The organism is Coleofasciculus sp. C1-SOL-03, assembly GCF_040220555.1.
GTDB lineage: Bacteria > Cyanobacteriota > Cyanobacteriia > Cyanobacteriales > Coleofasciculaceae > Coleofasciculus.
Genome location: NZ_JAVJUO010000055.1, coordinates 1 through 16,558, shown reverse-complemented (window position 1 = coordinate 16,558; position 16,558 = coordinate 1). Strand labels below are relative to the sequence as shown.

Genomic DNA, 16,558 nt, shown 5'->3' with positions numbered 1-16,558 from the left:
CTCATCCCGCCAAGTCAGATATAAGTCAGACATAAGTCAGGTAATTTAGATCTCCGACTTCTTCAAGAAGTCGGGGATCTGGTCAAGGATGAGAATTGAGGGATAATAATCAAGTGTATTGCTTGCGGAAAATTCCTCCTCGTGTCCAAACCTCTTGTTCTGATGGATCATGATGGCGGTGTCGATGATTACTTGGCAACCGTCTTGCTAATGACAATGGATCACATCCAACCTTTAGGTATCGTTGTCACTCCGGCTGATTGCTATATTCAACCCGCCGTTAACGCCACGCGCAAAATTTTAGACCTAATCGGATGTTCTCATATCCCCGTTGCCGAGAGTACGGTACGCGGGATTAATCCCTTTCCTCCCCTTTACCGCCGGGATGCGTTTATTGTGGATCATCTGCCAATTCTTAACCAGAATGACGCCATCCAAACCCCCCTGCTAACCGAAACCGGTCAAGAGTTTATCGTGCGATCGCTGCAAACGGCTGACCAACCTGTTACCCTGATGGTGACAGGACCTCTCACCACTGTCGCCACCGTCTTAAACCTTGCCCCGAATATCGCAGCGAAGATTGAGCAAATCGTCTGGATGGGGGGTGCAATTCATGTTCCTGGTAATGTAGAAAAAAGCCTAGAACCCGGACAAGACGGTTCAGCCGAATGGAACGCCTACTGGGACCCCCTCGCCGTCCACCAAATCTGGCAAACTCAAATTCCGATTGTCCTTTGTCCCCTTGACTTGACCAATACTGTCCCGGTTACCTCTGAGTTTGTTTACAAATTGGGGAAACAGCGTCACCATCCCATTTCTGATTTTGCGGGTCAATGTTACGCCTTAGTAATTCCCCAAGACTATTATTTCTGGGACGTTCTCGCCACCACCTATCTCGCCCATCCGGAGTTTTTTACTTGGCAAGACTGGGAAACCACTGTGATTCCTCAGGGTTCCAGTCAAGGTCGTATCCAGGTTGAGGCGGGAGGAAAACGGATTCGGGTGCTGGATACCGTCGATAAGACAGAATACTACTCCTATCTCTTACATCAGTGGGCAAGGTAACATGGAAAGTGTGATTTAAGTCACCTTACTCACGCTCAGCCAAGTTATCTGAGAATCATGCCTCCCCCACCCAATTAACCATTAACCCTTTCCTGGAAGGCGATTGAGGGGTAATCCCCTGCCAGTCTCACCCGCTGGGTGAAAACTAAATGAGAATGGTTCATTTCTTTTAATAATGGTGATAATCCTGTATTATGAATGATAAAAACAGCAAAAATATGACAGAAGCGATTTTTGAGCAGAGTCGTTGTCGCAACTCGAACCCCTCCTTGTCAGGGACAAGGGTTCAGACGCGGACTCTGCTCTTTTAAAGTTTCTACATAACATCCGACTTTTTTAACGCCGAGAGGATACATAATTCAGTGTTGATTGACTCTCACCTAACCCCAGGTGAGACAAATTAGTTTTTTTGTATCCTCTCCATTGAAGGGAAATGAGAGTGTAACGGGATTTTTACCATGACCTATTCCATCGCATCCACAGAACGTTCCGTGTCCCAGCCGACACCGCGTCAGCGTTCTACTGGTGGCAAACCACCCAACTCGTCAACATCGAATGTTCATTCCTTGGCGGTGCTTTGGGCGAGGAAATATTATACGGCTGTTACCAACCAAGACAAAGATGAGTCAGTCTCCAGTTTAACGGCGGCAGATCTTAAGGAAACTGCCTCACTCGAAGGCAGAAAAAGCACGGCAGAGAAAATGATGCAAAAGCTCAACTTTGCCAGCGCTCAAGCCTGGTCATTGACCGAAACGCTGCTATCGGAGGAAATTCGGCGTCATGGTATTAATCCTGAATTAGTCAATCCCTTAGAAATTGCCGCTGATACCCGTTATCTGTTTCAAAAGACGGCGAATGCTTATGCACAACGCGCAACACCCCGACGTTTATCGGTGATTGTCGGCAAAGATTTTGGTCAAGTTCGCCAAAAATATACGAGTGTTGACCGCCGTGCGATCGGGTTTGTCAGTATGCAGTTCCACTATACGGGTCAAAAATTACTCGAGTGGCTCTCCCCACCGGAACAAAAACTGTGGCTTCCTTATTTAAAGGTAATGGATGACCACATGTATATGCCCCTACAAGCGGCGTATGATGCGGCTGCCAACCATCCCTACAATTCATCGGCGCTATTAGCGGTGCAAAATCTCTTACCCATCAGTACGAAACTGGCTATTTCCGTTTGTCAACAAGTTTGCCGTCAGAATCCCAACTACGAAACCTACAGTGGTTCGTTGATGAGCAAAACGGTGAGAATTGCCAGTATCCGCGACGTGGAAATGTTTCAGGTATATCTGTGTCTGTGTGTCTTAGAAGATGACATTCGGGCGGTGCAGCGAGAACTGTTTCCATTATGCGTCATGCTTTATCCGCGTCTGCGTGTGGGCTGGCGTTTAGTGCAGGACATGCTCAAAGCCATTGGTTGGGAAATGTATAATCGCCTATCTCCGGAAAATATGGCAACTTTTTTACCCTATCTGCGGACATTAACGGAGATGTTCTCCTGTGATGTGTTTCAAGAGCAAGAGTAATGTAGTCTTGTAGAGACGTTGCATGCAACGTCTCTACCATCTGGAAAAGAAGGGTTCTATAATTTTATCGTTCAGTCTGCGTTTAACAAATAACTTGGCTGGCTTGAACAGAAGCGAGTACAACAAATACCACCAATGACGAATGACTAATAACAAATCAACAGCAACTCTCAAATTGAATCGCTTGAATGATTTCCTGTTTAGGTTAATTCTATCTGGAGTTGCACTAAACGTTTAATTATTAAGTGCTTAATCTCCCTGGTTGACAATTTTAGGAAATCTCAGCAATTGATTGAGCGTTGCTGTTACTTATAAATGAGGAAATAGATATAAATTTTCTCAGTTGGGTTTATACCTCCTAATTAGATCATGTTGTTCAATGTCTGTGATTAGAAGCCTTTAAGCTTCAATTCCTAATGTATCACCTTTATTAGAAAGTACAAGTAAATGATATGGAAATTTACATTTGAGTGATTCAATGCTGCCGTTTATGTTACAAATAATTTACAAATTTGGATTGGGGAACTTCAGTTTAAACATGTTGCTGAGTTATACCAATCATTTAGGGGATTAATAACATCCGGAACATGAGCCACTAACTCAACCTGACCTTGAGAATTAATGATCCATCCTTGAGCTTCTACGATGGGTGAGCGACGCTCAGAAGGAGATTCTTCCCCAGCTTCCAGATGTTCCACCGGAACGTCTCTACTAGCAGCTCCCCCACTCCCAGACGTTCCATGCAACGTCTCTACATAATTTCCTTCGTCTTCATTCAACGCCAGCGTCCGCAAATCCCGCCAAACTGTTCGACCTCGCAGGGTTTGAGTGGGATCTTCAGGTAACCCTCCCCGCCCAGTTACCACAAAGGAATTACCTTGATCCGCAACACAACCTGTGGCAATTTGGTTGCTGGGTTCCGTAAAGTTTTCTGGTAAGCGGACTAATCCTTGATTGGGATCAATATCCTCTATGTTGATATTGACTATCCCTTTAAACTCAGGTCCAAGTGCTGATGTCGCCGTGATATCACTCTCTGGAGTTAACATGTCTCGAAACTGCGTGCCAAAAATACCAAATGCATTAACCGTAACCCGACCCCCTGCTCCCGCTTGAGCATTGGCACTAATATCGCTATTATTAAGTGCGACTAAATTCCCTGTATCAATCGTAATATTACCACCATTCGCATTCTCAGCATTCGTGCTGATTTGACTCTGGTTCTGTAGCAACAAATTCTGCGCCTGAAGAGTGATATTCCCGCCGGTTCCTGCAACCGTCGTCGCTGAAATTGTACCTCCGTTCCTTAACCCAATTAAACTAGCATCAACTCCCAAGTTTCCCGCGGCGGCTAACTTTTCCCCATTGACTGTGACTTCCGCTCCATCTCGGATAATTAAACGTCCTGTCTCAATCGTCACATCTCCTGCTTCCCCCAATACCTCAGTCCTAGGGGGTGGAATAAAGCCACTGGGAACAGAATCAGACGATGCATCTGAGCGCAAACTACTGGGAAACTTACCATCGGCGGAAATACCGCTTAGTTCTACAGACTCCGAGGCTCTAACCACTAATCGTCCCGCCCGCCCAGCATCTTGGGTGGTGGTTGAGATAACTCCACCATCACGCAGCACTAATCGTCGGGTATAAACCTCAATATCGCCCGCTGCACCTGTGCCAAAACTTTGGGTATTCAAACTACTCAATTCTCGACCATTCGCAGAAGTGCCAATCAGTTCCACCCGATCTGACGCCTGAATCTTTATCGTTCCGCCTTGAGCAGCACCTAATGTAGCACCGCCAATTCCCGCCCCCTCCCGAAGGGTTAAGCGTCGAGTTTCAATGCTCACAGTTCCCGTAGCTTGAGTTGCATCCTGAAACGCATTAGACGCGATCGCACTTTTGAATCGACCATCGGGTGTTGTCCCCCTCAGTTCAATCGAATCAGAGGCTTGAATCAGCACATTTCCGCCACGCCCTGTATCAAAGGTAGAGTTAAATATTCCCCCTCCTTCGCTCGCCCTTAACTGTCGGGTTTGTACGGTCAGTTGACCTGCATCTCCCTTGCCATAACTATCAGCAAACAGTTCTGAACCCACCAGTTCTACCGATTCAGACGCCCTCACCATCATATCGCCGCCCGCACCCGTGCTAAAGGGAGAGGTTGAGATGAAACCGCCCTCCCGTAGACTCAAGGTTTCCGTATTCATGATTAAGCTATTTGCCGCACCAGATCCGAAACTTAAGGAAAATAGACCCGTACCCAACTCCGGAAGGGTAATTGTTTTCTCCTCAAACAGTGTATCCAACACTTCTTGTAGATTTCTTATGCCAATAATTTCCACTGATGCAGCATTTACCATCAAGCGACCCGCCACACCATCACCAAATGTAGATACAGAGACAAAAGCGCCTTCTTGTAGGTTTAATTGGTCAGCTTGAATCGTAATATCACCGCCGTCAATATTAGCCTGTGTATCTGCACGAATCTGTGAGGCTTGCGTCAGGTTCACCTGAGCGCCTTGGATGTGAATAAAACCGCTACCTGTACCACTAACATCGACGACAGATTGCTGGGAGAAGTTTATATCTTGAAAATTCTCTACCCCCTGATATCCCAGAGTCAAGCCATTAATCGTTGGCGTAATCTGGACAAAACTATTTTCACCAACACTCCCCAATTCAATCCGCCCTTGAGGGGCTGTTAGATGTCCTCCCGGAAACCGCAGTTCGCCACCAACTAGGGCTAAGGTTTGACCTGAATTGACTTGTAAGCCAGCCGTCGATTGATTGCTGATTGGAGCCGGATTTGAACCAAACTGCAAGCCAATGGGTACATTAATCGATAATAAGGGTGGGGTTGAGGAATTCGTGGCGCTAAACTCCCGCCCATTGGGAAACTGAATGCTATTGGCTGTACTGGCTAAAAAGGAGCCGTCAACATCGAGTTGGGCGTTCGCGCCAAAGACAATACCTTGAGGGTTAATTAAAAATAAATTTGCGGCATTATTAATTTGAATTGTGCCATTAATTTTTGATGGGTTATTTCCTGTAACCCGGCTAATAATATTTTGGACATCCTGATTAATCGTTTCCAGGTTAAACAACGCTGTTGAACCTTCAGAAACAGAAAACTCTGCAAAGCTGTGGAAGAGATTATCGCCTACTCTTGTACCGTTTTGAATCTCACTAATATTACCATTCTTGGTGACGCTTGTATTTTGGGGCAATGTCTCATCAGGTATAATCTGGGCGTGAGCCACATTAGTCAAAAACAGTAAGCGACTAAACAGACTTCCTGTTAATAACAGTAATGTAAATAATCTTTGCTGAATAAAACTGCCCATAGGTGATTGTTAATTTTTTCTCCCCCTGCTCCCAGACGTAGCATGCTACGTCTCTACATTGCTCCCCCTGCTCCTCTATCCCTTGTAGTATTGGCTTCTGTTGGGTCGAGGTACGAGACCCAACCTACTATTTTATTGAATAACAATAAGATTTTCTGGATAACTCCAACCCCCTCAGTCTATTATTCGGCATATCCGCCACCAGTTCGATAGTGCCATCCGCATCAATTACCCATCCTTGAGCCTCTACAATAGAAGCATGGCGAGAGGTCTGGTTTTTCTCTAGATTTATTTCCTCCCTTGATGATGGGGATTGCTGTCGATTTTCTCCGTGTCCCATCTCCTCCAGATTTTCTGCATCCCAATCCAAAGAACGCAAATCTTGCCAAAGGGTTCGACCACGTAAAATGTGGCTGGGGTCTTCGGGTAATCCACCGCGTCCAGTCACGACAAAGGAATTTCCGGTTTCAGCGACACAACCTGTGGCAATTTGATCACTGGGTTGAGTAAAGTTTTCCGGTAACCGAACTAATCCCCGATTCGGGTCAATTCCCTGAATATTTAACGTTACCAGACCATTAAATTGTGGTCCTAAATCTGATGTGGCAGTGATATCACTATTGGGGGTCAGTTCATCCCGAAACTGAGTGCCAAAAATACCTTGCGCTGTAATACTAACACGACCGCCTCGACCTTGACGAGCATTAGCCGTGATATCACTATTATCGATCGCGACTAGCACATTAGTATCGATTGTTACATTACCGCCATCACTGGTCTCGGTATTCGTGGTAATCCGACTATTGCGCCGCAGTAACACATTTGAGGCGTCGAGGCGAATATTTCCCTGTGTCCCCGTCACGGTAGCGGCGCTGATTCCCCCTTGATTGTCCAGCCAAATCGAATCGGCGATGATATCCAAGTTACCAGCCGCACCCGATGCGGTTCCCCTAACACCAATTTCTGCGCCATCCCTCACAGTTAACGTTCCGGTTTGAATCTGCAAATCCCCAGCGCCACCTGCACCACTGGTATTGGCTTCAATCGCACTGGGTACGATACCATCCCCAATAATGCCAAAGGAGACTTGTTCGACACCGGGATCAACACCCGTCGCCACACCCGCCACGGTTACCGATTCCGTCGCGTTAATCGTTAACATTCCGGCTGTCCCTGCACTCCCTGTGGCGGCGGAAATTTGAGCGCCATCCTGCACACTTAAGCGGCGCGTAGTAATCATTAAATCTCCAGCGGGTGCTGTTCCCTGTTGTCCGGCTACAGTTAATAGGGATGATGAAGTGAACAACCCACTCAAAAACTGACCATCCGCAGAAATCCCCCGCAATTCCACCGTATCGGCGTTAACCCTAAGATTTCCCCCCTGTCCCCCACCTGCGGCGGCGGCTGAGATTTGTGACCCATCCGCAACGATGAGTTGACCTGTATTCAGGGTAAAATCCCCTGCATCCCCTGCACCCAGCGTTGTTGTGAACAACCCGCCAGGAACAACGGCGTTGGCTGGAGTTCCTCTGAGTTCTACTGATTCAGCGGTTACGGTTAGATTTCCCCCTTGACCCTGACTGGTACCGCCAGGCGTGGTGCTTAGGGATGTACCGTCTAGCACTCTCAATTGATTAGCCGTAATTGTGAAATCACCGGCATCTCCTTTATCCGTGGTTCCTGTTAGTAACAGAGACCCATTGGTTAAATCGGCTAACTCCGAAACGTTTAAGGTTAAATTGCCACCCTTACCCTCAGCCAAGGCTGCGGTTAATATCATCGCGCCGTTCTGCACAGTCAATTGGTCGGTTTCAATGGTTAAATGTCCAGCATTACCCTGTCCACCACTGACGCTAAATAAGCCATTACTCAGATTCAGTGGGTTAAATGTGGCGAATAAAATCTGCCGTGAGGGTTCTAAAGGGGTTGTGCCAGTCACGTCTACTTGGTCAGCACGAAGGGTCAGATTGCCTCCTGCACCTGCACCAAATGTAGAGGTGGAAGCAAAGGAACCTTGTTGCAGTTTTACCTGATTTGCCTGAATATCAATCCCGCCGCCGTTTACATTCCCGAAGGTTTCAGCGATTAGCTTGGAGCCTTGAGTCAGGGTGACTTGTCCCCCCCGCACTCGAATTGTGCCACCACCTAAACCACTGGTATTAACGGCTGTGGCATCGGTTAAGTTAATCATGCCAAATTGTGGTATATCAGAATAGTCGAAGGTAAAACCTGGGGTTATTGGAGTTAGATGAACGAGTCCAGAACTTGCCACACTCCCTAATTCAATTCGCCCTTGTGGTGCTGTTAGATTGGTTCTATTTAATGATAATTTTCCTCCCACCAGTGCTAAGGTCTGACCGGGGTTTACTGACAGGTTACTATTGGCTTGATGAATAATTGGTGCTGGATTTTTACCGAACTGTAAGCCAATGGGTACGTTAATGGTGAGCAGGGGGGGGAGTTGGGGTTTGGTGGTGCTGAATTCACTGCCATCAGCAAAAATAACACTATTCGCGGTACTGGCTAAAAAGGAACCACCGATATTGAGTTGGGCATTTGCGCCAATTATAATTCCGTTGGGGTTAATTAGGATTAGGTTGGCGGTGCCATCGGCGGCGAGGATGCCATCTATGATGGATGTTTTGGTGCCTGTGACGCGGCTGATAATGGTTTCTATGTCTAGGTTTTGGGGGGTCAGTTTAAAGATGGCTTGGGCGTTTGTCGGAAGAGAAAATTCTTTGAAGCTGTGGAGGAGATGATTTCCGGTGCGGATTCCGCCTTGAATTTCACCGTTGCTAATGTTGGTGTTGGTTGAAAATTTATCGTTATCGGGGATTATTTCGGCATTGGCTGTGCTGATGAGGGTGAGAAGGCTGAGGATAAGATGGCTAAGTGTCCAGCGGAAATGGTGGTATGGCGTGGGGGAATAATGGTTCATGAGTGGGGTTTGTCCTTTCGTATAGTTTTACACTTCGCTACTCCTCTATTCCTAGTTACTAATGTGGATTTCAGCGTGACGATGAACTGGCGCTAAAGCGCAACTACAAGCGCAACTACAAGCGCAACTACAAGCGCAATTACATGTTTAAACATGATAAGGGGCGGCTCATGTTGGCTGCGAAGCCGAGTATTCCGCGATCGCGATGTTCGTACAGTAGGTTACCGTCTGTATCAAATAGGAAGGTTGCACCTCGTTGTGTCATGTAGGCGGGATTGGGAACGTAAGTTTGCCAATGGCTCAATACTTCTCCCATATTCCGTAGTCTTAAGGTGGCTAGTTCAAAGGGGCGCTGATATCCACGTCCCCCAGCGAATTGAAAAAATGAGCCTTTGAGTGGGGGTAAGGGTTTGGCTTTGATGACTTCCTCATCGCCAATAAGCTGAGGGGCGTTGCGATCGCCCCGATAACCGCGAAATACTTCGGCGAGTGTACCGGGGCTACCAATCCCCGCACACATTAAGAGTAGATTCAACCAAGCCCTTTGCGTGGTAGAGAGTCCCGGAAGTTTGAGATTTAACCCAGGATAGAGGTTAAGCTGGCGATGCAATTGAGCCTCTGGATCAACAAACAACCATTCCGCCGGAAATCCGGTATAGTGACAAAATTGTTTTCCTGAATCGAGATTGCCAATACCTACTGCGCGAATGGCGATTCCCTTAGCTTGCAACTGTTCAGCCTCTCGCTGTAACCAGAAGGCATATTCGAGGGTGTCAAAGTCACCGAGTTGAGACCAGACGAGTACCAGGATGCGGGGCGCATTCTCGCAGTTTTCTAGAAGCGATCGCGTCATACCATCGCTGACTCGTTGGCGTTGAGTTTGATGAATAATAGTGTAGGGATTCATAGTAGGCAAAGCTGTGATGAGTAAAGATTTTTGTGCCAGTGATCACAACGACTGATACCCAATCCGATCGCGGTTGATTTCAGTTATGATTATTTATAATGTAGACCTGTAGGAGAAATTAGTAAATGAGTCTGACTTTAGAGCGTGAAATGCCACCTCTTTTTGAGGATTCAACAGGAGCGATCCGAGTCGGAAATTCAAGGGTTTTGCTGGAGTTAGTGATTCGCGCTTTTCAGGATGGTGCTTCTCCTGAATCCATTGTTCAGCGTTATTCAACACTATCGTTATCTGATGTTTATACGACAATTGGGTATTATCTTCGACACCAAGACGCTGTGGAAGCCTATCTTAACCGTCAAGAGCAGTTAGCTGAATCTGTGCGTCAGCGTTTAGTGAGCGTTCAACCTGATTTAAGTGGAATTCGTTCTCGCTTGTTATCTCAGCAGAAACAAAGTAATAATCATGAAATGGCTGAGTGATGAAAACTTCCACGGCGATATTGTATTCATAGTAGGCAAAACAGTGATTGGTAACAGAACTTCCGCCGCGATTCTAACCTTGGTAGGGACACGACATGTCGTGTCCCTACAGGTAGCGCAGACTGCATTAGTTTTTTTTCTGGTATTGGTTATTCAACACTCAATAGGGTTCTCCAAACAACACTAATGAGCAGCTAAGTTCCTTTATCAATTGTGTGGTAATATCACTCACCGCTAACCCCGCAATAGTACGGCGACGCAAAGAGCGCAAAATGACCATATCCGCTAACTTAGCCACCTTCAAAATCGCCAGCGCCACATCGTCAGCTTTAATCACTTGCACCTCTGATTTTACCTGCCCTCCCGTGACATTCAGCATACTGATATACTCGTCTTCAATCGCCGCTATGTCAGAAGGTGCTGTTTTAGCCGGACAAACGTGCAGCAGTTTCACCTCCCCTTGATGGGTATCCGCTAGGAGTTGAGCAAACCTAACTGTGCGTATGGTTTGCGGCGAGAAATTCTTCGCGGGTACCAAAATTTTACGTAGGTTGACGGGTTCATCTAAGAGTCGCATTACCGCAACTGGACAGTGAGATGCCCAAAATACTCGGTTAATGATTGTGCCAAACAAACGTGCCCGTAATCCGGTATTTTTGCGCCAACTCATGACAATTAAACTGGCATCTTGTTCACGGGCGGTGTGAACAATTCCAGAGGCAATGTCATTCTCAATTCGCAGTAAAGGTTTTGCATCAGCTTCAAACTCCGAACTCACCGTTAGCGCTTTGTTTAGGAGTCGCCGACTTTGACGCAGGTTAACCTGCATCTGAGGTTCGTCCATGTAGGTATGGGCTGGAGAAATGGACAGCGGTATAATTTGACCGGATTGGTGACGCGCCATCAGGGCTGCCATTTCCATCAAATACCCCTTGGTTTGGCTTTTGCTCACCGGTACAATTATCGTAAACGGAACGGATTCTTGTTCCTCTATCGGTTTAGAGTGAGGTTTTTCCCACCAAAGTTTGGACTGGTTACTTTTGGGGCTGGCTTTGGGTAAAGGGAGTTTCGGGGCAAATTTTCCGGTTAGTAGGGGACCCAGGATAGAGGTAATCAGCATCAAGACAATGACGCTGTTAAAGACGGTTTCTGTGATTAACCCCACCTGCAAACCAACCAAGGCGGCGGCTAGTGTGGCGGCGACTTGGGGTATAGACAGAGACCAGATCACCATCATCTCGTCCAAACTGTAATTGTAGAGGACTTTTGCGATCGCGGCGGCGATGAATTTACTTCCCAGTAATCCCACGACAATTGCTAGGGTTAGCCAAAAACTGGTGGTGAGGCTTTCGATAAACACAGGAATATCTAGAAGTAAGCCCATGTCTACAAAGAAAAAGGGGATAAATAAAACACTACCGACAAACTCCACTTTGTCTTTCACGGGTGAGTTTCCCACCACATCATTGACGGCTAAACCTGCCATAAAGGCACCGACAATCTGATCCACCTGAATAATTTCCGCCCCCACTGACGCTAGAAACACCGCCAGGAGTACGAACAAAAATTGATTACCCTCATCATCTCCTGTCCGCCGAAAATGTTCCTTCCCTATCCAGTCAAAGCCAAATAAAACGATGGCGGTGTAAATCGCTAATGACACCAATTGCTGGAACAAACTATAGACAGAAAACTCTCCCGCATTAATCGAAACACAGATGGCTAGGACAAGTAGCGCACTGATGTCGGTAAAGATTGTCGCGCCAATGGTAACAATGACTGGTTCTTTCTCAACTAAACCCAAGCGCTGGACGATAGGATAGCCTAATAGAGTATGGGAGGCGAATAAAGAACCCATCAGCAGGGATGTATTCCAACCAAAACCAAAGAATCGCCCAATCATCATACTGGCGATGAGTGGTACGATAAAGGTCATCAATCCAAATACTAAAGACCGATGTTTCTTCTTGCGGAACTGCACTAAGTCAATTTCTAGCCCCGCCACAAACATCAGGTAAATTTTGCCGATATCGGATAGCAGCTTCATGGTTTCGCTGTCAGCATCCAATAGCTGCAACCCATTGGAACCCAGGATGACTCCTGCCAACAGCAATCCGACTAACCCAGGCAATCCCAGGCGCTCGAACAAGGGGGGAATGGTTAAACTGACTAACAGCAGAATGGTAAACGCAACAATTGGACCTTCGGGTAGCCCTGTTTGTAAAAATGTTAGAGATTCATTCATTAGCTTTCGGCTAAAAAATTGCCGCTATTTTATCGATGCTTATGCTTCAATTCCCCAAGTTTGCTTGAACCTATTGCTTCGGAATTCTTAGGATATTGAAGACTGATAGGTCAATTCACTCGCTCAGGAAAGTGACTAAATTGTTATTCTCTATAGAGTGTTGATGTATACAAATATTGTAACCAAAAGGCGCAGAATAAGAAAAAAATTGTCCGACATCACCCGCCGTTGTTGCCGAGCCAATCTAACTTCAATCCCACTGCTCTAACCGAATAGATACAGGCGATAGCTTTTGGGCGTCATACAATACAGTAGGATCTGACAACGGTACGCTGTGATAAGGTGTCTAGGGCTGAATTGGATTGATCCAATCCTAAAAGAGACAATGGTTCCAAACGGGAATCGATGCTGCCAACACAAGATACCCCTTTACCAGAGAATAGATGTGAATACCGCGATCGCGACTGAGTTATTTGAACCCACTCCATCTTCCTGCAACCCCATACAACCTTGGCATTGGCGCAAGCTTCCTCTGGCTAAGCGTAGTGGTTCACACGTCTTCAAGGCGCTGTTTCTCCATCCTAGAGGAGATTCGACACGGGGAATAAATTTGGCTAAAAATTATCACATTGCTACTCTTTTAGAAAGCCCGGTGACGCCACATAATACCCATCTGGCTCGATATTCGATTTGTGCGGGTTCTCCTCGCTTTATGGAAAATCAACCTCAACTATGGACACCATCAGTGGGAAACATTCTACCCTTCCTGCGCCGCCTGCTTCAAGTACAAAAGCCAGAATCACCTGTACCTGCTGAACTTCCCTTTACCGGGGGGTGGTTAGGATGGCTGGGATATGACTTAGCCTGGGAGATTGAGCAACTCTCCCACCTAAACACTGATCCTTTACCTTTCCCCATCGCCTACTGGTATGAACCCGAATCCTTTGCAGTGCTGGATCATCACCAGCAAATTCTCTGGTTAGCGACGACGGATGCGGCTCAACTTGACTCCCTGCAACATCAGCTAGAGGAAGCGGATAGAGAGACAGGAGTAAAGAATACACCAAAACCGGACAAAAGTAATCCCATCACGCCCATTTTTCACAGCTCTCAGCATGATTATATGGCGGCGGTGCAGCAAGCGAAACGATATATTCAAGCTGGGGATATCTTCCAGGCGAATTTGTCGTTGCGGTTTGAAGCCTATACGGCTTTGGATAGCTGGTCAATTTATCGAGCATTGCAACAGATTAATCCTTCCCCCTTTGCCAGTTATTGGCAAACGCCGTGGGGTGCAATAATTAGCTGTTCACCGGAACGATTGATTCAGTTATCTGGGACAAGAGTTGAGACTCGACCAATTGCTGGAACCCGAAAACGTGGCGCTACTTCGACTCAAGATGAGCAGTTAGCCCAAGAGTTAATTACTAATACCAAGGAAAGAGCAGAACATATTATGTTAGTTGACTTAGAGCGCAATGATATCGGCAGAGTGTGTGAGTGGGGAACTGTACAAGTGAATGAACTTCTCACTATTGAACGCTACAGCCACGTTATGCACTTAGTTAGCAACATTATGGGAACACTTAGTCCTAAGTGTGACCCGATAGACTTGATTCGAGGTGTATTTCCGGGAGGAACCATTACGGGGTGTCCGAAAGTTCGCTGTATGGAAATTATTGAAGAACTTGAACCTGTCAAGCGCAATTTATTTTACGGTTCTTGCGGTTATTTAGATTGGCGCGGAAATCTCGACTTAAATATTTTGATTCGCACGTTGCTGTATCGTCAATCGAGCCATTCTCAACCTGGGGCGACGGTTTGGGGTCAAGTAGGTGCGGGGATTGTGGCAGACAGTGATCCACAAAAGGAATGGTATGAGTCTCTACAAAAAGCCCAAGCTCAACTTAATGCGTTGAATCTAGATCAGTAATAATCTATCAGTAATAATCTTTCCCAGCTCCTAGACGTGCCATGGCACGTCTCTACATTGCTTCCCCAGCTTCCCTATCTCATTTGGGGAATGTCAATTAACCAGGGGCTGAGTGGCGATCGCGTCGAGTCCCACCGATTTCAACAAGTCTGCCCAAGCCATTTGAAACGAGGAATCCTGTGGATTTGATTGCCGCAGTTGAGCCAGGGTTGTCAGCGTATCGAACCAAATACCATTTTCCCCATACTGGACAGCCTGTTCCAGCAGAGGTTCTCCGTCTAGCTGATTTAAGGTTCCATTTGGCTTAATCCGTTTAATCACGCCTTGGACTCCAGGACTATCGGGCGTGACTTGTGCGCCACATATCATCAGAAACGACCAATGATAGGTTTTGCCTATTTCTAGCTTTGATGCTTCATCAGGGAGCTTGACGCGGATAATCCCTGCCTGTTTAGGCATGGGCAAGGTGGTTTCGTAATAATAATCCTCGTTTTCGTCCTTCAGCACAAAGAGTGCTTGCTTCGCCGTGGTTTTGGGGACGTAAACAAAAAACGTCGGGCGCTCTGCCACGGTCAATCCTTGGCGAGTCGCGGGCATTACAGGCGTAATCGTTTGCTCAAGTGCCTTAGCATCTTGAGGACATCCGCCATCACGAGTCCCTCCCCCTTCCGTATTGTTGGGTAAGGGTGGCTCACCAGTCGGTGGCGGTGTGAAATTGACCGTCACCATCGAGCGACTGGCTAAAGTTCTACCCGACGTAACCTCTTGCGCCTGCACGGCTAGCCCCTCAATCGGCAGGATGTTCCACACCAGACTGAGGACAAAGAAGCTAATATAAATGTAGTAATGTTGCCAAGTCATGAGCATAATCCTCTTGAACAGTAAATGCCTTGGCGAATGACACTATTAATCTTAAACAATTTCGTTTATAATAGCCAGTCTTCACCCCTTGATTTTACTCAACCCATAGGACTAAAAATTGAGAAGATTTTTGTTGTAATAAGTCTTTCTATGTAGGGTTGATCACAAAAATACATCTAAGTCTGCCCTGGGATAATCCCCATCCGGGATTTTTGATGAACCTGAGCTACCATCGGGCATTATTCTCAACAAACAGGAGTACATCAACGAAAAATCAGGGTTTTTACCGGGTAATCTTCGCAATAATCCCAATTGCTCACTAGAGTGCCAAATCTCAGTTGAACTTGCACCCCACTGAATTTCCTCATTCGCCAAGAATTGCCAGAGTGGTCACGTTGTCGTGTTTACATTCAGGGAGTAGGCGCATCTTAACTGGAATCCTCCAGTCAGATATCTATCGGGCGACAGAGCTGCTGCTCCCCTGGAACGGAAGAGTTGATAAGTTAATTGAGGTGTAGGCAGGGTGTCGGCTATGGGATGTCGGACACTATTGAACCGCTCTTTTAGAGCCAAAATGATTACAGGCTTAAACCGGTTACTAAGTAACATGATATACAGCAAGGTTTATAGAGATCACTAATTTACACTAATTTACATTATTTGACAATCAGAGTAAAAAAGATATAGCGCGTCTAAATCATTTGTACGATTAATTAACATTCTTTCCTAATACTTAATATTGGCGAAACGTCTGTGGTTTATAACTCTTAGGTTATGCTCTTTGCTTTTTCAGTTTCACCTAAGTTGTACAACTCAAATAGACTCTATCCCAGCCAGATCCCCGACTTCTTGGAGAAGTCGGGGATCTGTATACCTCACCTGAAGGGGTGACAAGCTCGCGTCAAAAGTAGGCAGGGTGTGGGGAACCGGGTGTGGGGTGTGGGGAAAATCGGTAAGAAACACAAAAGCCCATAAGAGGAGATAGGGTAAGGAGTGAGCGCTCTCCAGGCGAGCCAACGCATAAACAATAGAGTTTTTTGTTACTCCCTTTTTAAAGTTCAACACCTCGACTCCGCGAGGGTGTCAACACCGAGCGGAGTCGAAGCGTCAATTTTTCCCGACACCCGACACCCGACACCCGACACCCGACACCCGACACCCGACACCCGACACCCGACACCCGACACCCGACACCCGACACCCGACACCCGACACCCGACACCCGACACCCGACACCCGACACCCGACACC

General features: G+C 46.7%; 10 protein-coding genes. 4 read left to right on the top strand and 6 right to left on the bottom strand.

What is annotated here, in order from left to right; translation table 11 throughout:
* The first annotated feature begins 141 nt into the window (after positions 1-141).
* Together RIE73_RS07830 and RIE73_RS07825 are read left to right on the top strand one after the other, a co-directional pair.
* Positions 142-1,065, top strand: a complete 924-nt coding sequence (locus RIE73_RS07830) for a nucleoside hydrolase (protein ID WP_446400659.1) — start codon at positions 142-144, stop codon at positions 1,063-1,065.
* Positions 1,066-1,523: 458 nt separating this feature from the next.
* Complete coding sequence (locus RIE73_RS07825; RefSeq protein ID WP_446400658.1) at positions 1,524-2,597, top strand: hypothetical protein; 1,074 nt, start codon at positions 1,524-1,526, stop codon at positions 2,595-2,597.
* 527 nt (positions 2,598-3,124) lie between these two features.
* On the opposite strand, the gene RIE73_RS07820 is transcribed toward RIE73_RS07825, so the two are convergent.
* The 3 genes from RIE73_RS07820 to RIE73_RS07810 all read right to left on the bottom strand — a co-directional run bounded on the left by RIE73_RS07820 (position 3,125) and on the right by RIE73_RS07810 (position 9,789).
* A complete protein-coding gene (locus tag RIE73_RS07820; protein WP_446400657.1) occupies positions 3,125-5,944 on the bottom strand; it encodes a filamentous hemagglutinin N-terminal domain-containing protein in 2,820 nt (939 codons plus the stop codon).
* A 127-nt stretch (positions 5,945-6,071) separates the two neighbouring features.
* Positions 6,072-8,882, bottom strand: coding sequence for a two-partner secretion domain-containing protein (locus RIE73_RS07815; RefSeq protein WP_446400656.1), 2,811 nt, complete (start codon positions 8,880-8,882; stop codon positions 6,072-6,074).
* A gap of 139 nt (positions 8,883-9,021) precedes the next feature.
* Entirely contained in the window at positions 9,022-9,789 is a 768-nt protein-coding gene (locus tag RIE73_RS07810) for a peroxiredoxin-like family protein (RefSeq protein ID WP_446400655.1), read from the bottom strand.
* Between the two features lie 125 nt (positions 9,790-9,914).
* On the opposite strand from RIE73_RS07810, the gene RIE73_RS07805 reads away from it, so the two are divergent.
* Positions 9,915-10,268: a DUF433 domain-containing protein gene (locus tag RIE73_RS07805; RefSeq protein ID WP_446399187.1), complete on the top strand. Its 354-nt coding sequence runs from the start codon at positions 9,915-9,917 to the stop codon at positions 10,266-10,268.
* 160 nt (positions 10,269-10,428) lie between these two features.
* Here the strand turns inward: RIE73_RS07805 and RIE73_RS07800 are convergent, their stop codons facing one another.
* Entirely contained in the window at positions 10,429-12,513 is a 2,085-nt protein-coding gene (locus RIE73_RS07800) for a cation:proton antiporter domain-containing protein (RefSeq protein WP_446400654.1), read from the bottom strand.
* A 385-nt stretch (positions 12,514-12,898) separates the two neighbouring features.
* Here RIE73_RS07800 and RIE73_RS07795 point away from each other — a divergent pair, with 385 nt between their 5' ends.
* Positions 12,899-14,446: an anthranilate synthase component I gene (locus RIE73_RS07795; protein ID WP_446400653.1), complete on the top strand. Its 1,548-nt coding sequence runs from the start codon at positions 12,899-12,901 to the stop codon at positions 14,444-14,446.
* A 93-nt stretch (positions 14,447-14,539) separates the two neighbouring features.
* On the opposite strand, the gene RIE73_RS07790 is transcribed toward RIE73_RS07795, so the two are convergent.
* Together RIE73_RS07790 and RIE73_RS07785 are read right to left on the bottom strand one after the other, a co-directional pair.
* Positions 14,540-15,307, bottom strand: coding sequence for a DUF928 domain-containing protein (locus tag RIE73_RS07790; protein ID WP_446400652.1), 768 nt, complete (start codon positions 15,305-15,307; stop codon positions 14,540-14,542).
* Between the two features lie 162 nt (positions 15,308-15,469).
* Positions 15,470-15,682 carry a hypothetical protein gene (locus tag RIE73_RS07785; protein ID WP_446400651.1) on the bottom strand — a complete coding sequence of 71 codons (213 nt, stop codon included), beginning with the start codon at positions 15,680-15,682 and terminating at the stop codon, positions 15,470-15,472.
* Positions 15,683-16,558: the final 876 nt, after the last annotated feature.